The organism is Streptomyces sp. PSU-S4-23 (genome assembly GCF_055632315.1).
On the sequence record NZ_JBVMUU010000002.1, the window covers coordinates 4,135,206 to 4,158,094 of the forward strand.

A 22,889-nucleotide genomic window follows, 5' to 3' on the forward strand; every position below is an offset into this window, starting at 1 on the left:
CTCAACTTTGGTTCGGTGGCTCAGGGCAACTGAGGGGCGACGGCGAGTGGGCCCATGTCGCCGTCCAGGAATCGGACGAGACGGCTCACCGCCCCGTCGATCTCCAGGGCGCACCCGTGGAGCACGTCGGGGGGCATCCCCCAGGGGTCGGGGATGTCGTCCTCCTCCGGGGAGACCGGAGCGGTGGTGCCGCGACGGGCCGCCACAGCCGCCACCACCGTCTTCAAACGATCCACCGTGTTCGAGCGATCCACCGTGTTCAAACGATCCGCGCCGCCCGGACCTTCCCCGTCGGGCGCCCCGACGTCCCCTCCGCCTCCGGCGGCGAGGCGTACGAACTCCTTCAGGGTGAAGCAGCGCCGCAACGCGACCGGCGCCAGGCGCACGGCCGCCTCCCGGTGCTCGCGGGCGAGCCCGAGCACCAGCGCCGCCCCCGCCACGAGCTCCGTGGTGAGCCGGCGGGACGCGAAGCCGGAACCGTCCCCGCCCAGCTCCTCCAGCACCGCCCTGGTGGAGGGCTCCATGCCGGGCCAGGGCCGCGCCTCCGTGCCGGCGCTCTCCGGCCGTAGGGCCGACCCGGGCGGCAGCCTCACGGCCAGCAGCCGCTCGGCGAGCGCCGAGCGGTGCACATTGCCGGTGCAGACGAAAAGGACCCGGGTCATTTCCCTCCCGCGCCATGGGCCGCCGCGGCCGCGGCCGCCTCCTGCCGGACAGCGGCGGCGCGGGGAGCGGGCAGGTCGCCGTATCCGCCGTAGGCCCCGTAGGCGCCGTAGCGAGCACCCTTGGGGATCGGGGCCATGCTGAAGACGGTGCCAAGGACGCGGACGCCGACGCGGTCCAGGGATTCCGCGGCGTGGCGCACCTGCTCCCGGCTGGTCTTCGCGGCGCGTACGACGAGCAGGGCGCCCTGGGTGAGCGACGCCAGTCCGACGGTGTCGGCGACGGGCAGCAGCGGTGCGCTGTCGACGATCACGACCTCGTAGGCGCTCGCCAGCTCGCGCAGCACCTCCTCCATGCGGGCGGACGCGAGCAGCTCGGTGGGGTTCGGCGGCACGGCACCGCTGGTGAGCACGGAGAGCCGGCCCCCGGCCTGCTGCATCACGTCCTGGATACCGGCCTGGCCGATGAGCACCGTGGTCAGCCCAGCGTCCTGGACGAGGCCGAAGGTCGAGGCCAGACGCGGGCGGCGCAGATCGGCGTCCACCAGGCAGGTGGAGATGCCCGCTTCGGCAAGCGAGAGGGCGAGGTTCGCCGCGGTGTTGGTCTTGCCCTCACCGGGCATCGAACTCGTCACCACGATGATCCGGGGCCGGTCGTCGACCTGTGAGAACTGCAGATTGGTACGCAGTTTGCGGAAGGCCTCGGCACGCTTGGAGTGGCCGTCGCTGCTGACGAGCGGGTGCCTGGGGGCGCTCTTGTCGTAGGGAATGGTGCCGAGGCTGGGAAGATCGGTGAACTCGCCCAGCGCCTCGCTCGTCTTGAGGGTGGTGTCGAGAGTCTCGCGCAGGACGACGATCCCGGCGCCGAGCAACAGGCCGCCGAGCACTCCCGCGGCCAGGTTCAGCAGGGGGCGGGGCGAGACGGGGGCCGCGGGGGGCACGGCTTCCTGGGTGATGCCCAAGGAGACGGGGGAGACGGGCGGGGCATCGGCCGGGCGCTTCTTGCTGGGCCGGGTGGGGCCCGGCCTCCGCTTGGGCGTTTCGAGTCTCTCGACGACATCGCTGAACCGCCCCGCCACGGCGTTGGCGATCCGGGCCGCCCGCTCGGGTTCGGTGTCCCGCACGGTGATGTTGATGAGCACGGTGTTGAGCGGCGCCTCGGCGGTGATCTGGGACGCAAGCTGCTCTGGCGTGCTGTGCAGCCGCAGCTCCTTCACCACGGGCTGGGTCACCTGACGGGTGGTCACGATCTCGGCGTACGACTGTACTCGCGCCTGCGAGAAGCTCTGCCCCTGGTTCAACTGGGCGGTGTCCTCGCCGGTGCGGGTGGCGACGAAGAGCTGAGTCCTGGCCTCGTAGACGGGGGTGCTCAAGCCCGTCATGGCAAGCGCCGCCCCGATCGCGAGAACCAGACAGACCACGACGGTCGGCCAGCGTCTGGCAAGAGCCTTCAGGAATCCGTGGAGATCCAAGCTGCACCCCTCATAGAACCGAGGGAACCACCCGAAATAGGCTGTTCTGTTCCCTGTACGTGCAGCCGAAGATAGGGACTCGTGCGCTCCAACCGGGGGAGCCACCCCATGTCGCCCCGCCGAACGACCCTGGCGACGCACATCACCCCGTCACTCCGCCGGACCCACGAGGCGAGTCATCGAGGGGCAGCGGCTACCCCATCCGGTGCCTTCTGGACGGCACCCCGCGCCCGTTGTCCGTATGTCCCATTTATTCCATGTATCTAGGTCTTGATACGGCTGACGCTGCGCAGCCTGCCCCGTACAGAACGTCGAGGAGAGTGACCGAAGATGATGACATCGCCGAGATGGCGGGTTGCGCTGGCATCGGCAGCATCGGCTGCCGCGCTGGTCGCCACACCGCTCGCAGGGGCGTCGACCGCCTATGCGCAGTACGGACCGCTGCCCCCGACCCTGACCGTGGACCCCACGACGGTGACCGCGGGCGGCACCGTGACCATCCATGCGGAGAACTTCCCCGCCAACACGGTGCTCACCGAAGAGCTGCACTCGGACGACGGTCGCACCGGGAACAACGGGAACAGGGGGAACAGGGGGGACGACAGGCGCAGCGGGGGCAGTGGACGTAGTGTGCGCGGCGGACACGACGACCACGGCGGGCACAACGGAGGTAACGGGGGCAACGGAGGTAACGGGGGCGATGGAGTCTTCCTGGGCACGGTCACGACGAACGCAACGGGAGTCGCCGACGCCACGGTGACGATCCCGGTGTGCACCTCCCCCGGTTACCACTTCCTCGAGGTGGAAAGTGAGCGCCCCCACCTGGAGGCATGGGCCCGCATCAGGGTGCTGGCATCCGCCAACGGGACCGAACGCTGCCGGGACGACGGCCGGGGTGACAACGGCCGGGGTGACAACGGCCGGGGTGACAACGGCCGGGGTGACAACGGCCGAGGTGACAACGGTGGGCGCGACGAGGGACGCGACCAGGGCGAGCAAAGCGACCAGTCCATGGGCAGCGAGGAGTCCTCGGGCCGCGACGAGTTCTCAGGCCGCAACGAGTTCTCAGGCCGCAACGAGTCCTCCGGCCGCCCCGACTCCGACCAGCGCAACGGAGCCCGGCGGCAGAGCGCCCTCGCGGCCACGGGCAGTGAGAAGGCCATGGCGCTGGGTGGCACCGCTGCCGCACTGGTCCTCCTGGGCGGTGGCACGATGATCGCCATGCGCCGGCGCCGCAGTTCATGACGGAGCGCACCACCCGCAGAGCGGTAGCACGGCGTCCCGGCCTCCGCCGGGACGCCGTCGGCGTGCCCGGGCCCGAGCGCTCCGGCGACCGGGCACCGGGTCGGCATCGCGCGCTCAGGATCGCCCTACTGGCCGCTGCGGCGCTTCCGCTGGCCGGCGCGGCATGGATCGGGGTCACCGGCCTGCTCGCCCGTTCGGAACTGACGGCCGCCCAGCGAGACCTCGACACGCTGCGGCAGTCGGTCGCACCCGTACCGACGCCCGGCCCCGCTGGCGGTGCAACGCCGGCGTCCGCCCAGAACCGTGTACAGGCCGTGCTTTCCGCGGCCGCTCACGCCGCCCGGGCGCATGACCTCACCACCGGCCCGGCCTGGTACCCGGCCACCCTCCTGCCCTGCCTGGGAGAGCCGGTCAGAACCGTGCGGGGGGCCGCGTACGCCGCAGACAGGCTGACCGGCGGCGTGCTGTCCCCCCTGGCCCAGGTTCTACCGACACCCACGTCAGGCAATCGCGGCGACGGGATGTCCAAGGCCCTCGCCGCGTTGCAGGAACACGCACCGGACATCATTCGGGCCGCACAGGTCGCGGCCGAGGTGAGGACCGACGTGGACGGGCTCCCGCGATCCACGTGGCTGCCGGCAGCGGACCGCGCCCGGTCCGAACTCGCGCGGCAGGTCGACCGTCTCGTCCCGGTGATGAGCGACGCCTCCCTCGCGGCCCGCGTCCTGCCGCCCATGCTCGGCGCGCACGGGGAGCGGCGGTATTTCCTGACGTTTCAGAACACCGCCGAGGCGCGCGGCACCGGTGGCCTGCCGGGCGCCTTCGCCGTGCTGCGGGCCGACCGTGGCCATCTGTCCTTCGAGCGGTTCGGCAACAACACCGAGATGGCCACGGTCAAGGCGGACGTCGACCTGGGTGCCGACTTCACGACCCGTTACGGGGGCTACAACCCGACCGGTATGTGGAACAACTCCAACCTGAGCCCCCACTTCCCGTACGCGGCCCGCATCTGGGCCGCGGCCTGGCACCGGCACACCGGCCAGCATGTGGACGGCGTCTTCGCCATCGATCCCGCCACGCTGAGCCGCTTCCTGCGCGTCACCGGCCCGGCGCGCATGCCGGGAGGCGTCGAACTCACCGCCGACAACGCCGTCGACCTCACCGAACGAGCCAGCTACGCGATGTACGACGACGTCACCCGGCGCAAGGCGTTCTTCGTCAAGGCGGCCCGCGCAGCCGCCGGGCGGCTGATGGCGGCGGCCGACGACTCCCACCTGCTGCCCGCCCTGCTCGTCGCCGTGCACGATGCCCAGCTGGACGGACGGCTGAAGGTGTGGAGCGCCCACGAGACAGAACAGCGGCTCCTTGAGACCCGCTCCCTGTCGGGCACCCTCCCAGACGCTCCCGGTCCCTTCGCGGGAGTGGTGGTGAACAACGCGGCGGGCTCCAAGCTGGACTACTACCTCGACCGCAGCCTGGTCTGGGAGGCGAGGGGCTGCTCGCGCGGCGACCGCCCGGTCACCGCGACGGTCACCCTGACCAACCGGGCCCCCAGGGCGGGGCTGCCCGGCTACGTCACGCTGCGGGTCGACTCCCCGCGTCACCGCACCCGTCCGGGTGACAACCGACTCATGGTGTCGTACTACGCCGGGGTCGGGGCCAGTCTCACCGGCGCCACTCTCGACGGACGCCGGGTACCGCTGGCCTCCGGCGTCGAACGCGGCCACTCCGTGTTCTGGCTGAACGTCGAGCTGCCCGTCGGCTCCACCCGCACCCTGGTACTGCACCTGAGAGAGCCGCACGCGGACCACGCCCCCGTCGTCCTGCAGCAGCCCCTGGTGATGCCCCAGCGGACGGTTCTGAAGCCGGGAGGCGCCTGCCATGTCTGAGCGCGGGCGCCGCGCGGGCGCCGCCGTGCTCACCGGCGCGCTTCTGCTCGTGTCGTGCACCGCCGGGAACCCGGCTCGGGACCACCCCGCCCCCGACGACGAGGCCGGGAGGCGCTCCACGACGGGCTGGCGGGCCACCCCGCCCCCGGTCGAACACCTGCGGGTGAAGGTGCTCGAAACCCTTCCCCACGACCCGCGGGCCTTCACCCAGGGCCTGGAGATGGCCGGCGGCACGCTCTACGAAGGCACCGGCATCCCCGGCCGATCCTCGGTACGGGCAGGACGTCCCGGCAAGCGGCCCACGACCCGCACGGCGCTGCCGAAGCCGTTCTTCGGCGAGGGGATCACCGTGCTGGGCCGCACCCTGTGGCAGCTGACCTGGCAGAACCACATCGCCATCGAGCGCGACGCCGGGACGCTCGCGGAGCTCCGCCGGGTCGCGTACCCGGACGACGGCTGGGGCGTGTGCCTGCAGCGGGCACGGCACCGCTTGGTGACGAGTGACGGCTCGTCACGGCTGATCTTCCGTGACCCGCACACGCTCGCGAAGACAGGCCAGGTCACCGTGACCGAAGAGGGCCGGCCGGTGACGGAGCTGAACGAGCTGGAGTGCGTCGGCAGCGCGGTCTACGCCAATGTGCTCTTCACCGACCGCCTCGTGCGCATCGACCCGGCCACCGGCCGGGTGACGGCGAGCATCGACGCCTCCCGGCTACTGCGCGAGGACGAACTCGTCCAGGGGTCCACCCTGAACGGCATTGCGGCCGTCCCCGGCACCGATCAGTTCCTGATCACCGGGAAGTTCTGGCCCAAGACGTTCCGTGTGGTGTTCGTCCCGGCAGGGAAGGCTGGCGGCTCCAAAGCCTGAACCGGAGGGAGGAGCTCCGACAGCGACGCAGATCACCGCCTGCGCCACTACAGTGCGGCGGCATAAGTGGGTAGTCTCAAACGGACTGCATAAGTTACTGCTTAGTAATCGCGTCCTCGGAGTACACAGGAAGTACGCCGTAGGAACCCCTCGCAGGCCCGAGGAGCCCCCAAATGCAACTCGCCGCGATCATCGTGTCGCTGGTCCTGACCGTGGTCGGCGTCGCCCTGCTCGCACGCGCCGTCGGCCAGTTCGTCCGGTACTTCAAGCTGGGCCAGCCCGTGCCCGCCGGCAGCCGGACCGACAACCCCTACCAGCGCAGCGTGACGCTGGTCAGGGAGTTCCTCGGCCACACGCGGATGAACCGATGGGGCATCGTGGGCATCGCCCACTGGTTCGTGGCCATCGGCTTCCTGACCCTGCCGCCGACGATCATCAACGCGTACGGCCAGCTCTTCCAGGCCGACTGGAGCCTCCCGGTCCTCGGCGGTTTCCTTCCGTACGAGCTGTACATCGAGTTCATCGGCACAATGACCACCCTCGGCATCGTCACGCTGATGGTGATCCGCCTGCTGAGCCTGCCGTCGCGGCCCGGCCGCAAGTCCCGGTTCGCGGGCTCCAAGATGGGCCAGGCGTACTTCGTCGAGTACGTGATCTTCACCATCGGTCTGGCGATCATGGCCCTGCGCGCGCTCGAGGGCGCGCTACACCACGTGGACCACTACGAGGCCGCGTACTTCGCCTCGTATCCGCTGATCCTGGCCCTCAAGGGCCTCAGCCTGACCACGCTGCAGAACCTCACGTACTTCTTCGCCATGATCAAGCTGGGCACCACCATGGTCTGGATGATCACGGTGAGCCTGAACACCAACATGGGTGTGGCCTGGCACCGCTTCCTCGCCTTCCCGAACATCTGGTTCAAGCGCAACGCGACCGGCGGGACGGCCCTCGGCGCGCTGCAGCCGATGACGTCGGGCGGCAAGCCGATCGACTTCGAGGACCCGGGCGAGGACGACGTCTTCGGCGTCTCCCAGGTCGAGCAGTTCTCCTGGAAGGGCCTGCTGGACTTCTCCACCTGCACCGAGTGCGGCCGCTGCCAGTCGCAGTGCCCGGCCTGGAACACCGGCAAGCCCCTGTCCCCCAAGCTGCTGATCATGTCCCTCCGGGACCACGCGCACGCCAAGGCCCCGTACCTGCTGGCCGGCGGAGGCAAGACGACGGAGGGCGAGGAGAAGGCGTCCGAGGAGCAGCTCGCCGGTGTGTCGGCCGCGGCTCTCGCGGAGGCCGAGCGGCCGCTGATCGGCACCGTCGAGGAGAACGGCGTCATCGACCCGGACGTCCTGTGGTCCTGCACCACCTGCGGCGCCTGCGTCGAGCAGTGCCCCGTCGACATCGAGCACGTCGACCACATCGTCGACATGCGCCGCTACCAGGTCATGATCGAGTCCGCGTTCCCGTCCGAGGCGGGCACGATGCTCAAGAACCTGGAGAAGAAGGGCAACCCCTGGGGCCTGGCCAAGAAGCAGCGCCTGGAGTGGACCAAGGAGGTCGACTTCGAGGTCCCGGTCGTCGGCAAGGACATCGAGGACCTCACCGAGGTCGAGTACCTGTACTGGGTCGGCTGCGCCGGCGCCCTCGAGGACCGGGCCAAGAAGACCACGAAGGCGTTCGCCGAACTCCTCCACATCGCGGGCGTCAAGTTCGCGATCATGGGCGGCGACGAGAAGTGCACCGGCGACTCCGCCCGCCGCCTGGGCAACGAGCCCCTGTTCCAGGAGCTCGGCATGGAGAACGTGGCCGCGCTGAACATGGCCTTCGGCGAGGACGACGAGGACGAGTCGACCAAGAAGCCGAAGTCGGCGAAGAAGATCGTCGCGACCTGCCCGCACTGCCTCAACACCCTCGGCAACGAGTACCCGCAGCTCGGCGGCGACTACGAGGTCATCCACCACACCCAGCTGCTGCAGCACCTCGTCGACGAGGGCAAGCTGGTCCCGGTGACCCCGGTCGAGGGCCTCATCACCTACCACGACCCGTGCTACCTGGGCCGCCACAACAAGATCTACACGCCCCCGCGCGAGATCATCGGCAAGGTCCCGGGCCTGCGCAACGAGGAGATGCACCGCCACAAGGAGCGCGGCTTCTGCTGCGGCGCCGGCGGCGCCCGCATGTGGATGGAGGAGCGGATCGGCAAGCGCATCAACAACGAGCGCGTCGACGAGGCGCTCTCCCTCAACCCGGACATCGTCTCCACCGCCTGCCCGTTCTGCCTCGTCATGCTGACCGACTCGGTCAACGGCAAGAAGAACGACGGCAGGGCCAAGGAGTCCATCCAGGTTGTGGACGTCGCCCAGTTGCTCCTCGACTCCGTAAAGACACCGGTCGACCCGGCAGGCGAGGCGGAGACGGAGAACGAGCCGGAGCCGGAGCCCGTCAAGTAAACCAAGTTCGTCCAGAGTTCATACGCTGCCGAGGGCCGGGGTCGCCTTCTGGGATCCCGGCCGTTCACATGCGTGGACGCGGGAATCGGGGTGGGCGGACCGCTGCGCCGTGGGACCGGGCGGTGAGGTGGCACTGCGCACTGGTGCAGACGTAGCGCGGCCCGGTTCAGAGTTGGGCGCATTCACTATGAGTGACCTTTTGGGTGTCTGGGGTCGGTTGGGTTCCTACGGTGCTGCTGTGAGGGCCGCCGGGGTGGCGGTCTGGATGCGGACTTGAAGGAGCCTGGAGCGGGATTGGTGTTGGAGCAGCTGGAGCGCGGGAGGCGGCGGCGCGGGCGCGGATGGAGAAGTTGCGGGCTGAGGCACGGTCGATGGCCGACCGGTTGAACGTGGCCCGGACCGACCCGTCCCGTGTGGTGATCGCGCGGCGGCCGGTGGCCGAGGTGCTGGCTGGCGAGCCGGGCGGGCAAGCGGAAGCGGCCGCTCCTGGGGTTTCGGGTCCCGCATCCGGAGTACGCTGATCACTATTGAGATATGACGGCGCATCAGCGAATTATGTCCGTGTTCGTCGCGGCATCGGGCCCGTTGCGGTCGCGGAAGGTGTGCGATGCCCTGGGCATGGGGAGCGAGACGAGTTCACCGAGGCGATGCGCTCCAAGCTCAGGCATCTGGTCGCGGACGGGACGCTGGTCGAGGTGGAGCCGGGGCTGTTCTCCCGCGCCGGGCCAGGGTGGATGCATGAGTACGAGCCGCGGCCAGGACGCGCCCGATGGAGGGGGTCCCCTCTCGGCAGACGGCCTAGAACGGGTGATGGCCGGATTCGGAGCGTTGTGGCGCCTGTTCGGTCAGGTGGTGGGGAACGTGCACGACGAGTCCGCGGACCGGCTGACGCACGCTCAGCTGAAGGACCTGATGGCTTCGCGCGGGCAGGAGGTGATGCGACAACTGCTGCAGGACCACCTGGACCTGCGGTCCTTACGCGAGCCTCGACTGACGGAGGTGACAGGCGCAGACCAGGCGACACGCCGCAGGATCGAGCCGGGATATGAACGGCTGCTGACCACGGTTCGGGACTGTGACCGTGCCCCGGAGGGCCTGCCAGGCGCTGGGGACTTTGGTGCGCAATTCGTGCTTCAACACGCGAGTCGGTAGCTGAGCCGAGTGAGGCGGCTGCCGCACGTGCGGTCGAGCGGGTGTCCGCTCCAGTAGGTATCGAGCCGCACGACGTTGATCGCGCCAGCGGAGAAGGCGTGTTGGAAGGCGGACTCTGAGCAGACCGCGGTAGCTGGGCCTTGCGCATTCCGGTGACGTCGAGGGGCCTGGTTGATGGTGCCTTCCACGCTGGCCCGCAGCCTGTACTGAGCCTTGAAGGCGACGGTCTGCTGTTCGGCGCGGGCGGCAGCGAGGGTCTCATGCAGTTCGCGGGGGCGCAGCGTGAGCATCCGGCGGCCTTGGCGGAAGGTGGTGCACCGGTTTGCGGAGGGAACAGCGCCCGTAGGTTGTGGCGGCGAAGGTGACCACGATGGCGTCCCTGCCGTGTTGTTGGACGGGGTTCCAGTTGCTGCTGGTGCGTCCGGCCGGGCAGCGCGTCTGGCGGGCCTTCCAGTCGATGGAGCACGCGCTTTTGTCGAAGCCCTCGGCGGCCTTGGCCTGCCGGGAGTGGTCGAGCAGGGCGGGGGTGACCATTTCGGTGCCGAGCTTGGCGGCGGCGTGGATGAGGTCGGCGGAAGGGTAGCCGGAGTCGAGGTAGTGCTCGCCGGGCGGCAGGCCGTGCTCGCGTAGCCGCTGCTGGATGGGTGCGGTGGCCTGCACGTGGGGGACGGCGGCGTGGGTGGTCATCACATCCGTGATCAGGTTCGGCGGCAGTAGCCCGCCGTCCTCGTCCCCGCGTCTTTCCCGGTCCCGGGCTTCGGCTTCGGCTTCCGGGGGAGCATGGCAGGTGTCGGTCAAATGGACTTTGTAGCCCAGCCAGAACAGTTCCTCACCCTTGGCCGCCCAGCGCGCGTCGGCGTCGTAGGGCGAGGCCAAGCGGATACTGCCAGGCGGGACACCGTCCGTGTCGGCTTCCCGCTTCCTGACCACCTCTCGCCCCCGGTTGTCGGTGTGGATGCAGTAGGTCTGCACCAGCACCTGCCGCAACAGCTGCACGGCCTCGATCTCGCGGATCCACGACGAGGCGGCATCGGTCCAGGCCACCCGACACAGCGTCAGCGCGTCCCGCCCGAACGCCTGAGCGACCCGTTCGCGCTTGATCTTGGACGTGGGCATCGTCCAGCCGTTGACCCGCTCCCCGTAGCGGTGCGCGAACTCGGCGACGTCGACCACCCCGGCAAGCCAGGCGGGACCAGCCACCGCCAGCGTCTCCAGGGCCGCCCACACGCTCTCCACAGCCAGCTCCGTGCAGTTCAGGTCCCGGACCGCGCTGATGACGTGGGTGGCGTCGATGCGCTGTCTGCCGCCAGCGGCCACCAGCCCGGCCTCCTTGCAGTGCTCCAGCAACCAGTCGAAAACCGTGCGCTCTAAGTGAGTTTCTCGAAACCGAGTGTGGGACTTGGTTTTGTGCTGGTCAGGCATGGTGTGGGGGTGGGTGAGGTAGGTCCGGTGCGTCCGTGGATGTGGCGTGCTGGAGGTGCGTGATGGCGTCGGTGCTGGGGCGGCTGGAGGAGCGGGAGCGTGCGGCCCGGAGGCGGGTGGAGGAGTTGCAGGCCGAACTGGAGGCGGCGCAGTCGGAGTGGGACGAGTGGCTGATCGCCCGCAGGCGGGTCGGCGAGGTGTGGGACAACGGAGGTGAAACCGCAGACGAGGACAGAGAGGCGGGGAAGGTGCCGGACGGGAGTGAGGTCGCGGTGCCGTCGGCGGCGAGGCCCGGGTCGGTGGTTCCTCCCTGGCGGCAGGGGCTGTCGGCCGAGATGCTGTCGCCGGATTATCAGCAGGTCATGGGACTGCTGGCCGAACGCCGTGCCAATGGCGGTCAGCCGCTGAACTGCCGTGAGATCACTGCCTTGTTGGGGCTGGAGGTGGTTCCGGCGAAGACCGAAGGCGTGCGGTGCAAACTCAAGCGGCTGGTTGCGCGGGGATGGGCGCATGAGCCGGTGCCGGGCCGGTTCGCCTGCGGCGACGTGCGAGGCGGCGGGTCATGACCATGGTCATCGACCACAGGATCATCGCTTCCGACGATGCGGGCAGCCTTTCGTAGTCGCGGGCCAGGCGCCGGGAGCGGGTGAGCCAGGCGAAGGTCCGCTCCACGAGCCATCGCTTGGGCAGAACGACGAAGCCCTTCTGGTCGTCGCTGCGGCGGATGACGGTCAGTATCAGGTTCAGCACGGTCGCGCACCAGCCCACCAGCATGCCGGTGTATCCGCTGTCCGCCCATACGCGCCTGAGCCGGTGATGCCGTGCGGCGGCCTGGGCGAGGAGGTCCTGGGCGGCGTCCCGGTCCTGCGTCGAGGCGGGGGTGACCATGACCGCGAGGATCAGGCCGAGGGTGTCCACCACGACGTGCCGCTTACGGCCCTTGATTTTCTTCCCGCCGTCATAGCCGCTGGTCGCGGCCTCGACCGTGGACGTGCCCTTCGCTGACTGCGAGTCGATCACTCCTGCCGTCGGCTCCGCATCCCGGCCCACCGCTTTACGCGTCGCGGCGCGGAGCCGGTCGTGGAACTCGCCGGTCAGCCCCTGCTTGTGCCAGCGGGTGAAGAACCGGTGCACCGCCTTCCACGGCGGGTAATCGGCAAGCAGCGCGGGCCACTTCACGCCGTTGTCCACCACGTACCTGATCGCGTCGACTATGTCCCGGTGGCAGTACTCCTCCGGCCGGCCGCCCCGGCCCTCGGCCCACGCCGGCACCGGGATCATTTCGCGGACCGCGGCCCACTCCGCGTCGCTCATGTCGGTCGGATAGCAGCGCCCGCCGGACGGATTGTCCGCGGCATTGCCGTACGTGTGGGCGAAGCAGTCGCACGTCCGTGTGTCCGGAATGGACTCTTTCACAGCAGACCGATACAACTGCGGCAACAGGGCCTCCCGGTGAGCAGTGGCGTAGACACCCTCTGTGCTACCGAGAGGCCCTGCCTTCATGCCCCCGCGCGGCCACAATCACCTGAACAGCACACCCGTACGGAACCTCCAGCCCCACACTCGGTTTCGAGAAGCCCTCTAATACTCCAGCAGGATTTCGCTGTCTGACCTGGTCTTTTCTGCCGGGTGGCGGGAGTGTAGCGGGACTTCGATCGTGCGGGGGCGGTCTCACGGGGACCGCCCCTCGATCGTGTGACAACGCCGTAGGTAGTGACAGCGGCGGGCGACTGCTTGGCGTCGGCGGCGCCAGTTCGACCAGCTCAGCGCGTGGTGTCGTCCGCGGTGTCCGCTCAGGTGCGGGGGCCGGGCACGACAAGCTGCCAGGAGTCGCCGAACCTCCGCCACTGTGAGCCCGATGACCCCGACTGTCCCACCTGTTCGGCCCCCTTTTCCCAGGGCTGGTTTGCCGTGGCGGCCAGGAAGGCGTGCGCGAGCATGGCCAGAGTGATGTGCCGATACCAGCCCACGTAGCGGCGGACTTCGTACTGGTCCAGGCCGCACTCGTTCTTCGCGGCCTGGAAGCACTCCTCGATCGCCCAGCGCGCCCCGGCAACCCGCACCAGCTCCTGGACGGTGACCTGCAGGGGCGCGTAGGCGAGGTAATAGGCGATCTCGTCGGGCTTGCTGATGCTGCGCCGGGCCAGTGCCCACCGCATCCGGTGCGGGACCTCGCCCTGATAGTCGAACTCGGCGACGGCCGGCAGCCGCACCGCTGCCCAGTGATAGACGCGGGGCCCCTTCGCGCCGTCGCCGCACGAGATCTTCTCCCACGCCTCGGCGGGTGCCTGCGCAAACAGACCATCGATCCGTGAACAGCCCACGCTGAACTGGGACTTGGGCACCGCCAGTACGTAGCCGACACCCGACTGCTCCAGCAGCCGGCGGAACCGGTTGTCCTGACCGTAGGCGGAATCCGCGGTGACCCAGGCAATGGGCAGCGGCGAGGCCAGGGCCCGCAACACCATGTGCCGGGCCAGTTCGCCCTTGGTGGCGAACTCCCGCTCGTCGGGGACCCTTGCGGTGCGGCAGCGTTCCCGGTCCTCAGTCCAGGACTTCGGGAGGTAGAGCTCGCGGTCGACCAGGGCCCTGCCGCGGGCGGAGGCGTAGGCGGCGAAGACGCCGATCTGGCAGTTCTCGGTCCGGCCGGCGGTCCCGGAGTACTGGCGCTGGACCCCGGCCGAGGTGGTGCCCTTCTTGATGAACCCAGTGTCGTCGATGATCAGGACACCGTCGGCCTCGCCGAGCTTGTCGGCGACGTATTCCTGCAGGTCGTCGCGGATGTCATCGGGCTCCCACTTCGATCCGGCGAGGAGGTGCTGCAGGCCGTCAGGGGTGGAGTGGCCAGCCTGTTCGGCCAGCTGGTGAGGTCGGACCGGGGCGCCCTGCCGACGTTGCCGTCGGTGGGTTTCCCCGGCCCGCCTCCCGAACCGGACGTGCCCGATCTCCAGGCATCCAGCTCTCCACAAGCCCTCTCAGGCGGCCGCTGCGATCGTGGTCCCATTGGGCCAAGGCGAGGGGATCTTGTTGCCGCGGTAGAGGTAGCGGTGGGTCCGCACCCTCGCGCACTTGAACAAGGTCACCTCGTCGTCGGCGGGCCACCATCGACCCGCGCTATAGCGACGGCGCAGACTCTTCCAACTGGACAGGCGGTGCTTGCGCCGCAGCCACCCGAAGACCTGGCGCCAGGTGAAGGCCGACAGGTATTGGAAGGTCGCGGCCGACACCCCGTGCCGGAAGTACGCCGTCCAGCCCCGCAGCACCGGATTGAGCTGGTGCAGCACGACTGCCAGCGGCAGGTTCGTGTCCTGTCGGCACAGCGTCTTGACCTTCTCCTTGATGGCCTGGAGGGCCTTCTTGGAGGGGTAGAGGTAGACGTAGTGCTTCTGTGTTCCTCGTTTGCGGTGGCGCTGGAGGCGCCACCCAAGGAAGTCGAGCCCCTCGTCGATGTGAGTGATCGCCGTCTTCTCCACAGACAGCCGCAGTCCCATCGGGGCGAGTGCTTCCGCCACCTGGGTGCGTATGTCCTCGGCCTGCTCACGCGTCCCGGTCACGGCAATCAGAAAGTCGTCCGCATACCGGATGAGCCGGTAGTTGGGCAGATTCTGACGACGTCGTCGGGCCCGCTGGCTCTGTGTGGAGTTCGGCCCGCCCGGACCGGCCGCGATGAACTCATCGAGGACGGACAGGGCGATGTTGGCCAGCAGCGGCGAGAGCACGCCCCCAACGCAATGGGCAACTTCACCTTCGAAGTGACGTTGCGCTACCGAAGGTTGGAAGAGCTGCCGCGCGTCGAGAGTAGGCACCGTCATGACGGGTAGTACGTTCATGACATGGTACGCGGGGAGCGTGTCGACAGCATCGAGTACGCGCGGCGGGTCAACGCTGCCGCGGACCTGCTCGCGGCGGACGTGTCCGGCGCGGAAGCGGCCCGTGTGCTGGCTGCCCGTTTCCGGGTGTCGGTGCGTCAGGCACATCGGTATGTGGAGCAGGCCGTGGCGCAGGGTCGAGTCGCCGTCCCCGAGGCGAGTGTGGTGTTCACCGTCAAGCTGCCCGGATCGCTGGCCGAGCAGGTTCGCGCGCATGCCCGCGCCAGCGAGGCCACCGTCTCCTCGGTGGTGGCCGCGGCGCTGGCCGACTACCTCGGCGATGATGCGGACGGACGGCGGCCCCTGCCGTGAACCAGCCGCCGGTGGAGCTGGAGTGGGTTTTCTCCCGGCACGCCGACGCAGAGCTGCGGGCGGCCTACGCGCTGCTGGTGCCCCGGCGCCGGGCATGCACCCGGGACGATCAGGCAGGTCAGGCGCGGGAAGGAGTGCACGGTGACCACGGCGGCGATCTACGCGAGGGTGTCCTCGCAGCGGCAGAAGAAGGACCAGACGATCGCCTCCCAGACGGCGGAGCTGCGTGCGTACGCCGAACGGATGCGGCTTGAGTTGCCCCAGGAGTGGATCTTCGAGGACGAAGGGCACTCCGGCGCCACCTTGATGCGGCCCGCCCTTGAGCGGCTGCGGGACCTCATCGCCCAGGTCGGCGTGGACGTGGTGGTCGTCTACGCCCCGGACCGCCTGGCGCGCAAATTCGCCTACCAGGCCCTGCTGATCGAGGAGTTCGCCCGCGCCGGCACCCGGGTGGAGTTCGTGCGCGGCCCGCGCGGGGACAGTCCCGAGGACCAACTGCTGGTCCAGTTCCAGGGCATGTTCGCCGAGTACGAGAAGGCCCAGCTGATGGAGCGCTACCGGCGCGGAAAGACCTACCGGGCACGGGCCGGATCGGTGAACGTGCTGTCCGGGGCGCCGTTCGGCTACCGCTTCATCCGCAAGACCCCCGAGTGCGCGGCCCGCTACGAGATCATCGAGAGCGAGGCAGCACTGGTCGCCGAGCTCTTCCGCCGCTACACCGACGAGGGCGCCTCGATCGCCGAGCTGACCCGCTGGCTCACGGACAGCAACACCCCCACTCGCACGGGCAAGAGGCGCTGGGACCGCAGCGTGGTCTGGGGCATGCTCCGCAACCCCGCCTATGCCGGCACCGCCGTCTTCGGCAAGACCCAGGTCCAGCACGAACCCGCCGGCATCAACCGCCGGGCCCGCCTGGCAGGACGGGCCACCCCACGTCCTGCCCGGACCATCGACCGGCCCCGCGAGGAATGGATCGCGATCCCCGTCCCCGCGATCATCACGCCCGCGACCTTCGAACGCGCCGCTGGGCGCCTCGCCGACAACAAGCGCTTCGCGGCACGCAACACCAAGCTCCCCTCCCTGCTCCAGGGCCTGACGGCCTGCGCGACATGCGGATATGGCTACTACCGCACCTCGACCCGCACCACCAACAAGAAGATCTACTACTACCGGTGTCTGGGCTCGGACGACTACCGCTACGAAGGCGGACGCGTGTGCACCAACAAGCCGGTTCGCGCCGACTACCTCGACACCCTCGTCTGGGACCACATCACCGGCCTCCTCACCGACCCCGGCCTGATCCGCACCGAAATCGACCGCCGCCTGGAGCAGGCCCGCACCAGCGATCCGGCCCGCCGCGAACGAGCCCGCCTGGAAACCGCCCTCGCCAAAGCCTCGCGCACCATCACCCGCATGATCGAGGCCTACCAGGAGCAGCTCATCACCATCGACGAACTGCGCTCCCGCATGCCCGACCTCCGAGCCCGCGAAGCCAGCCTGCGCGGCCAGCTCGATGCCCTGACCGCCCAACTCGCCGACCGCGACGCCTACCTCAAAGTCGCCGACGATCTCGAAGGCTTCCTCGCCCAGCTCCGCACCGGCACGAAAACCGCCGACGTCCCCGAACGCCAGCGAGTACTCCGGCTCCTGGTCCAGGACATCCTCATCGGCCCCGAAAAGATCACCATCCGGCACCGCATCCCGATCCGGGAACTCACCCCGGCCGACCACGGTCCGTCACCGGACACCGACGCCGAGGCCGACATGCGCACGGGTTATCCATTGCGTTGGGGGCGTGCTCTCGCCGCTGCTGGCCAACATCGCCCTGTCCGTCCTCGATGAGTTCATCGCGGCCGGTCCGGGCGGGCCGAACTCCACACAGGGCCAGCGGGCCCGACGACGTCGTCAGAATCTGCCCAACTACCGGCTCATCCGGTATGCGGACGACTTTCTGATTGCCGTGACCGGGACGCGTGAGCAGGCCGAGGACATACGCACCCAGGTGGCGGAAGCACTCGCCCCGATGGGACTGCGGCTGTCTGTGGAGAAGACGGCGATCACTCACATCGACGAGGGGCTCGACTTCCTTGGGTGGCGCCTCCAGCGCCACCGCAAACGAGGAACACAGAAGCACTACGTCTACCTCTACCCCTCCAAGAAGGCCCTCCAGGCCATCAAGGAGAAGGTCAAGACGCTGTGCCGACAGGACACGAACCTGCCGCTGGCAGTCGTGCTGCACCAGCTCAATCCGGTGCTGCGGGGCTGGACGGCGTACTTCCGGCACGGGGTGTCGGCCGCGACCTTCCAATACCTGTCGGCCTTCACCTGGCGCCAGGTCTTCGGGTGGCTGCGGCGCAAGCACCGCCTGTCCAGTTGGAAGAGTCTGCGCCGTCGCTATAGCGCGGGTCGATGGTGGCCCGCCGACGACGAGGTGACCTTGTTCAAGTGCGCGAGGGTGCGGACCCACCGCTACCTCTACCGCGGCAACAAGATCCCCTCGCCTTGGCCCAATGGGACCACGATCGCAGCGGCCGCCTGAGAGGGCTTGTGGAGAGCTGGATGCCTGGAGATCGGGCACGTCCGGTTCGGGAGGCGGGCCGGGGAAACCCACCGACGGCAACGTCGGCAGGGCGCCCCGGTCCGACCTCACCAGCTGGCCGAACAGGCTGGCCACTCCACCCCTGACGGCCTGCAGCACCTCCTCGCCGGATCGAAGTGGGAGCCCGATGACATCCGCGACGACCTGCAGGAATACGTCGCCGACAAGCTCGGCGAGGCCGACGGTGTCCTGATCATCGACGACACTGGGTTCATCAAGAAGGGCACCACCTCGGCCGGGGTCCAGCGCCAGTACTCCGGGACCGCCGGCCGGACCGAGAACTGCCAGATCGGCGTCTTCGCCGCCTACGCCTCCGCCCGCGGCAGGGCCCTGGTCGACCGCGAGCTCTACCTCCCGAAGTCCTGGACTGAGGACCGGGAACGCTGCCGCACCGCAAGGGTCCCCGACGAGCGGGAGTTCGCCACCAAGGGCGAACTGGCCCGGCACATGGTGTTGCGGGCCCTGGCCTCGCCGCTGCCCATTGCCTGGGTCACCGCGGATTCCGCCTACGGTCAGGACAACCGGTTCCGCCGGCTGCTGGAGCAGTCGGGTGTCGGCTACGTACTGGCGGTGCCCAAGTCCCAGTTCAGCGTGGGCTGTTCACGGATCGATGGTCTGTTTGCGCAGGCACCCGCCGAGGCGTGGGAGAAGATCTCGTGCGGCGACGGCGCGAAGGGGCCCCGCGTCTATCACTGGGCAGCGGTGCGGCTGCCGGCCGTCGCCGAGTTCGACTATCAGGGCGAGGTCCCGCACCGGATGCGGTGGGCACTGGCCCGGCGCAGCATCAGCAAGCCCGACGAGATCGCCTATTACCTCGCCTACGCGCCCCTTGTCGGTGTTCGCGTGAAAGTGGCCCTGGCAAGATTTCCGTGAAGTTGGGGTGTGCCCCCGTGCGCTGGTGATGCTCCGTCACAGCACGCGGCATTGTCAGCGAGTGTGACGACCTCGTACGGATTGTGTCTCCGCACCTTGATGCGGTGCGGGTGGAACGGGTGTGGGCAGAGGCCGGCACAGTGCATGTGGCTGCCCGTACCCATGAGTTGCAGGTGTCCTGTCCGGACTGCGGTCGCGGTTCGGTGCGGGTGCACAGCCGCTATACGCGTACGCTGGCCGATGTCGCCGTCGGCGGTCGACCGGTGCTGATCGGACTGTCGGTACGGCGGTTGTTCTGTGACAGCCCGCGCTGCCGACGGCGGACGTTCGCCGAGCAAGTTGATGGGCTCACGGTTCGCTATCAGCGCCGCAGTCCTCTGCTGCAGCATCTGGTGGAGACGGCCGGGGTGGTGCTCGCCGGCCGAGGCGGAGCCCGGCTCCTGCGCATCCTGAAGGTGCCCCTGTCGCGGACCAGCGTGCTGTTTCACCTGATGCGCATGCCGCTTCCGCCAGCAGCCGCCCCGCGGGTGCTGGGCGTGGACGACTTCGCGCTGTACGCAGATGTCTACGGCACCCTGCTGGTGGATGCCGACACCCGGCTGCCGATCGAGCTGTGGGCCGGGCGCGACGCCGAGCAGCTGGCCGCCTGGTTGCGGGCACACCCCGGCGTTGAGGTGGTGTGCCGGGACGGCTCGCTCATCTATCGGCAGGGCATCACCGACGGCGCCCCGGAAGCGGTGCAGGTCAGTGACCGCTTCCATCTGTGGCAGGGCCTGTCGAAGCGTGTCGGGGATATTGCAGCCGCCCACCGCGGCTGCCTGCCCGCCGCGGTGCCCGAACCCGAACCGGCCCTGCCACCGAGCCCAGCGGCACCGTCCGACCAGGCCGACACCCCCGCCCGCCGCCACGCGAAGAACCTCTTCGAGGCGGTGCACGCGGTGATCGACACCGGCCGCTCGCTCAACGCCGCAGCCAATCAGCTGGGCCTGAACCGGCGCACCGTGCGCAAATACGCGCGAGCCGCCACCTGGCAGGAGTGCGTACGCCGCACCCGGCCCCGCCGGCCCACCAGCCTCGATCCCTACCTGGAGTACTTGCGGCAGCGGTGGGAGGAGGGCGAGCACACCGCGACCGTGCTGCACCAGGAGATCGTCGCCAAGGGCTACCGCGGCCACTACCAGCGGGTCAAGATGGCCATTGCGCCGCTCCGCCGCGGCCTGCCGATCGACACCCCACGCGAGCGGCCGCCCTCGCCCCGCGAAGTCGCCCGTTGGATCACCACCGCGCCATCGCGGCGCAGCCTGCACGCAGCCGAGGCACTCAGACGGCTGCTCGAACACTGCCCGGAGCTGGACCGAACCCACGACCTGGTGCGTCGGTTCGCCGCCATGCTCGAAGCCCGCGACGCCTCACCGCTACCGGACTGGCTCGAGCAACTCGCAACTTCCCGCCTCCCAGCCTTGGCCAGCCTGGCCAAGGCCATCCGCGAAGACCAGCCCGCAGTAGTGCAGGGCATCACCACCCCGTTCAACTCCGGCGTCAACGAAGGCCGCATTACCGACCTGAAGCTCCAGAAACGGATCATGGCCGGCCGCGCGGGGGTCCGGTTGCTCCGCCACCGTGTCATCCTCATGGCCTTGCTCCGACGCCATCACCCGTGACGGAGCGTCACCAGCGCACGGGGGCACACCCCAACTTCACGGAAATCTTGCCAGGGCCACGTTCGGTTGTACGCCGACACCCCTGGAGGTCACCGTCCAGGAGCTGGTGCGGGTTGCCGGGGCGCGCTGGGCGATCGAGGAGTGCTTCCAGGCCGCGAAGAACGAGTGCGGCCTGGACCAGTACGAAGTCCGCCGCTACGTGGGCTGGTATCGGCACATCACTCTGGCCATGCTCGCGCACGCCTTCCTGGCCGCCACGGCAAACCAGCCCTGGGAAAAGGGGGCCGAACAGGTGGGACAGTCGGGGTCATCGGGCTCACAGTGGCGGAGGTTCGGCGACTCCTGGCAGCTTGTCGTGCCCGGCCCCCGCACCTGAGCGGACACCGCGGACGACACCACGCGCTGAGCTGGTCGAACTGGCGCCGCCGACGCCAAGCAGTCGCCCGCCGCTGTCACTACCTACGGCGTTGTCACACGATCGAGGGGCGGTCCCCGTGAGACCGCCCCCGCACGATCGAAGTCCCGCTACACTCTCGCCACCCGGCAGAAAAGACCAGGTCAGACAGCGAAATCCTGCTGGAGTACTAAGCCATGCCCGGCAAGCCTCGCCCGGGAACCGGGACAGCACGCTGTGGTCGAAGCCGGTGTCCGCCAACTCCATCCCGAGGGCGTATTTCCAGTCGATAGCACGTGTCGCCATGGCCGCGGCCTGCCGGTCGGTGAGGTTCTCGGCGAACTGCAGCACCGTCACCAGCGACAAGGCGCCTGGCGAGAGCCCCAGCGCCCCGCGCACCCCAAACGCCTCGGCGAACGGCTCGTCGGCGAAGACCTACGCGAGCCGGTCGCGGACCTGGATCGCCAGGCTGCCATTGGGAAACGCGGCGCGGGCCACCGTCGCAGTCTGCTCGGGAACCGGCGGCAGGCCCTTGGGCCGCATCGACATCTACATCACCCCCGCAGCCGCGCGACGGGAAAGACAACCGCTCAGGAGATATCACGTACTCAGCCGACCTCACGTCAGGAATTGCGCACCAGAGTCACCGCCCTGCGCAAAACGGGCGAACACGACTCGCATCGGCGCCCAGTCCCGAGACGCACGCGGATAAGTGGGCTTAGCGTGTGGCGCATGACTAACACATCCCGCGTGGCAGCGCTGAAGCCCCGGCAGACCGCTCTCGCCCTCGCGTTTCTGACCGTTGCCTTTCCAAAGGCTGGTGTGAAGATAGACGACTTCCCATTCCCCATCTTCCTCTTTGGCCTGGGTGTTGCCTTGCTGCTGTTGCGGCGATCCACCCCGAAGACTCGACACGCACCAGCAGTGGTCATTGCCGGACTTCTCTATCTTGCATGGGTCGTAGTCAGAGCAGTGCAACTCCACCCGACTGCTGGCAGCGGCGACAGTGTAGCGTTCGTGGCATGGGCGGCAGTGCCCGTTTTCTTCTTGTTCATGGCAACGAGCGTCATCCCAGCTAATCCGGCATGGCTCCGGGCATTGGAACGCGGATTCATGGTCGCCGCCATCTATGGCCTGATCCAGTTCTTTTTCGGGATCGAACGTACCCAGATTCCCGGCCTCACCATTTCCTGGGGCGATTCCTACACCGACAAGCATAACGTGATCTTCTCGGCAGGCGGCGACTTCTCAAAGATCATGAGCACCTACCAGAACGGGAACCTGTTCGGCATTACAGCAGCAGTCTTTCTCGTCGTCGCCGTGCAGAGAGTTGTCCGCGAGCAACGCACCCGCCATGCGTGGACACTGATGATTCTAGCTGCCCTATCGGTCGGGCTGTCGGGCTCACGGACCGCCATCGTTGCAAGCGCTGTCGGCATTACTGCCCTTCTGATCTACCGCGGCTCGGGGGCACGTAAGGTCGCCGTGATACTGATGGTTACGGCTACGACCAGGATCGTGCTCATCCTTACACCTGGACTCACGTCGCGTTACTCAGTCAGCGACCTCCAATCGACTGGCGGTGCTGGACGGATCGACGTATGGAGCAATGCCTTCCAGGCGACCAGCCTGTCGGAGTGGATTCTTGGCGCGCACGAGTTCCTGCCGCTCGAAGGTGCCCCGGGAATCCTCATGCAACTCGGCGCAGTAGGCGTGATTCTCCTAGTCATCGTCGTGGTCAACCTTTCCCGCACCCGAAGCGGGTGGCTTGCGCCCATGGCTGCGCTAGTCGCCGCGAGTTCGCTTGACCACGCCTACGGCCTGTTCCCTACGTGGTTCATTCCTGCGGCGGCATTCGCGTGCTCTCTACCTGTTGGGGCCAAAGAACTGCCGAAAAACTCGGCGCCCCCGGCTGGACGACGGCGAGCAGCCATGAGCATGCGGACGCGACCGCAGGCACCCACGCCCGCTCCACCATCGACGGGATCACCGTCCGCCTGGCCCACTTCGCTCGCCCCCTCGGCGACCTGAAA

The 22,889-nt window shown here is 68.7% G+C and carries 18 protein-coding genes and 2 pseudogenes; 12 read left to right on the forward strand and 8 right to left on the reverse strand.

Going from position 1 to position 22,889, the window contains the following annotated elements:
- Positions 1–20: 20 nt before the first annotated feature.
- Together ACZ79I_RS18880 and ACZ79I_RS18885 are read right to left on the reverse strand one after the other, a co-directional pair.
- Complete coding sequence (locus ACZ79I_RS18880; RefSeq protein ID WP_471498688.1) at positions 21–662, reverse strand: arsenate reductase/protein-tyrosine-phosphatase family protein; 642 nt, start codon at positions 660–662, stop codon at positions 21–23.
- Positions 659–2,272: a tyrosine-protein kinase domain-containing protein gene (locus tag ACZ79I_RS18885; RefSeq protein WP_471498689.1), complete on the reverse strand. Its 1,614-nt coding sequence runs from the start codon at positions 2,270–2,272 to the stop codon at positions 659–661. The genes ACZ79I_RS18880 and ACZ79I_RS18885 overlap by 4 nt, the downstream gene beginning before the upstream one ends.
- A gap of 189 nt (positions 2,273–2,461) precedes the next feature.
- On the opposite strand from ACZ79I_RS18885, the gene ACZ79I_RS18890 reads away from it, so the two are divergent.
- The 4 genes from ACZ79I_RS18890 to ACZ79I_RS18905 all read left to right on the forward strand — a co-directional run bounded on the left by ACZ79I_RS18890 (position 2,462) and on the right by ACZ79I_RS18905 (position 8,574).
- Positions 2,462–3,376: a hypothetical protein gene (locus ACZ79I_RS18890; RefSeq protein ID WP_471498690.1), complete on the forward strand. Its 915-nt coding sequence runs from the start codon at positions 2,462–2,464 to the stop codon at positions 3,374–3,376.
- Entirely contained in the window at positions 3,373–5,265 is a 1,893-nt protein-coding gene (locus ACZ79I_RS18895) for a DUF4012 domain-containing protein (RefSeq protein ID WP_471498691.1), read from the forward strand. The genes ACZ79I_RS18890 and ACZ79I_RS18895 overlap by 4 nt, the downstream gene beginning before the upstream one ends.
- Entirely contained in the window at positions 5,258–6,133 is an 876-nt protein-coding gene (locus ACZ79I_RS18900) for a glutaminyl-peptide cyclotransferase (protein ID WP_471498692.1), read from the forward strand. Before ACZ79I_RS18895 ends, ACZ79I_RS18900 begins: the two co-directional genes overlap by 8 nt.
- A 173-nt stretch (positions 6,134–6,306) precedes the next feature.
- Entirely contained in the window at positions 6,307–8,574 is a 2,268-nt protein-coding gene (locus ACZ79I_RS18905) for a (Fe-S)-binding protein (RefSeq protein WP_471498693.1), read from the forward strand.
- A gap of 1,133 nt (positions 8,575–9,707) precedes the next feature.
- On the opposite strand, the gene ACZ79I_RS18910 is transcribed toward ACZ79I_RS18905, so the two are convergent.
- On the reverse strand, positions 9,708–10,016 hold the full coding sequence (locus ACZ79I_RS18910) for a hypothetical protein (protein WP_471498694.1): 309 nt from the start codon (positions 10,014–10,016) through the stop codon (positions 9,708–9,710).
- Positions 9,985–11,148: a transposase gene (locus ACZ79I_RS18915; RefSeq protein ID WP_471498695.1), complete on the reverse strand. Its 1,164-nt coding sequence runs from the start codon at positions 11,146–11,148 to the stop codon at positions 9,985–9,987. Before ACZ79I_RS18915 ends, ACZ79I_RS18910 begins: the two co-directional genes overlap by 32 nt.
- Positions 11,149–11,210: 62 nt before the next feature.
- Here ACZ79I_RS18915 and ACZ79I_RS18920 point away from each other — a divergent pair, with 62 nt between their 5' ends.
- Positions 11,211–11,714 carry a hypothetical protein gene (locus ACZ79I_RS18920; protein ID WP_471498696.1) on the forward strand — a complete coding sequence of 168 codons (504 nt, stop codon included), beginning with the start codon at positions 11,211–11,213 and terminating at the stop codon, positions 11,712–11,714.
- Here the strand turns inward: ACZ79I_RS18920 and ACZ79I_RS18925 are convergent.
- From ACZ79I_RS18925 to ACZ79I_RS18935, 3 genes are all read right to left on the reverse strand, one after another.
- Positions 11,629–12,462 carry an IS5 family transposase gene (locus ACZ79I_RS18925; RefSeq protein ID WP_471498697.1) on the reverse strand — a complete coding sequence of 278 codons (834 nt, stop codon included), beginning with the start codon at positions 12,460–12,462 and terminating at the stop codon, positions 11,629–11,631. The two genes, ACZ79I_RS18920 and ACZ79I_RS18925, sit on opposite strands and share 86 nt — an antisense overlap.
- Before the next feature lie 479 nt (positions 12,463–12,941).
- The gene (locus tag ACZ79I_RS18930; protein WP_471498698.1) at positions 12,942–14,117 is read right to left on the reverse strand and encodes an IS701 family transposase; all 1,176 of its coding nucleotides are present in this window, start codon (positions 14,115–14,117) and stop codon (positions 12,942–12,944) included.
- Between the two features lie 6 nt (positions 14,118–14,123).
- Positions 14,124–14,978 (reverse strand): group II intron maturase-specific domain-containing protein, encoded by an 855-nt coding sequence (locus tag ACZ79I_RS18935; RefSeq protein ID WP_471498699.1) that lies wholly within the window; start codon positions 14,976–14,978, stop codon positions 14,124–14,126.
- Positions 14,979–14,981: 3 nt separating this feature from the next.
- Here ACZ79I_RS18935 and ACZ79I_RS18940 point away from each other — a divergent pair, with 3 nt between their 5' ends.
- The 6 genes and pseudogenes from ACZ79I_RS18940 to ACZ79I_RS18965 all read left to right on the forward strand — a co-directional run.
- Positions 14,982–15,329 carry a hypothetical protein gene (locus ACZ79I_RS18940; protein ID WP_471498700.1) on the forward strand — a complete coding sequence of 116 codons (348 nt, stop codon included), beginning with the start codon at positions 14,982–14,984 and terminating at the stop codon, positions 15,327–15,329.
- A 141-nt stretch (positions 15,330–15,470) separates the two neighbouring features.
- The gene (locus tag ACZ79I_RS18945; RefSeq protein WP_471498701.1) at positions 15,471–17,171 is read left to right on the forward strand and encodes a recombinase family protein; all 1,701 of its coding nucleotides are present in this window, start codon (positions 15,471–15,473) and stop codon (positions 17,169–17,171) included.
- Positions 17,125–17,868, forward strand: a complete 744-nt coding sequence (locus ACZ79I_RS18950; protein ID WP_471498702.1) for a group II intron maturase-specific domain-containing protein — start codon at positions 17,125–17,127, stop codon at positions 17,866–17,868. Before ACZ79I_RS18945 ends, ACZ79I_RS18950 begins: the two co-directional genes overlap by 47 nt.
- Positions 17,869–17,874: 6 nt before the next feature.
- A pseudogene (locus ACZ79I_RS18955) lies at positions 17,875–18,759 on the forward strand (IS701 family transposase); the annotation flags it as partial.
- Between the two features lie 188 nt (positions 18,760–18,947).
- Entirely contained in the window at positions 18,948–20,462 is a 1,515-nt protein-coding gene (locus ACZ79I_RS18960; RefSeq protein WP_471498703.1) for an ISL3 family transposase, read from the forward strand.
- 97 nt (positions 20,463–20,559) lie between these two features.
- A pseudogene (locus tag ACZ79I_RS18965) lies at positions 20,560–20,838 on the forward strand (IS701 family transposase); the annotation flags it as partial.
- Here the strand turns inward: ACZ79I_RS18965 and ACZ79I_RS18970 are convergent.
- Positions 20,779–21,255 carry a transposase gene (locus ACZ79I_RS18970; protein ID WP_471498704.1) on the reverse strand — a complete coding sequence of 159 codons (477 nt, stop codon included), beginning with the start codon at positions 21,253–21,255 and terminating at the stop codon, positions 20,779–20,781. The pseudogene ACZ79I_RS18965 and the gene ACZ79I_RS18970 overlap by 60 nt on opposite strands.
- 333 nt (positions 21,256–21,588) lie before the next feature.
- Here ACZ79I_RS18970 and ACZ79I_RS18975 point away from each other — a divergent pair, with 333 nt between their 5' ends.
- Positions 21,589–22,887 (forward strand): hypothetical protein, encoded by a 1,299-nt coding sequence (locus tag ACZ79I_RS18975; RefSeq protein WP_471498705.1) that lies wholly within the window; start codon positions 21,589–21,591, stop codon positions 22,885–22,887.
- The last annotated feature ends 2 nt before the right edge of the window (positions 22,888–22,889 follow it).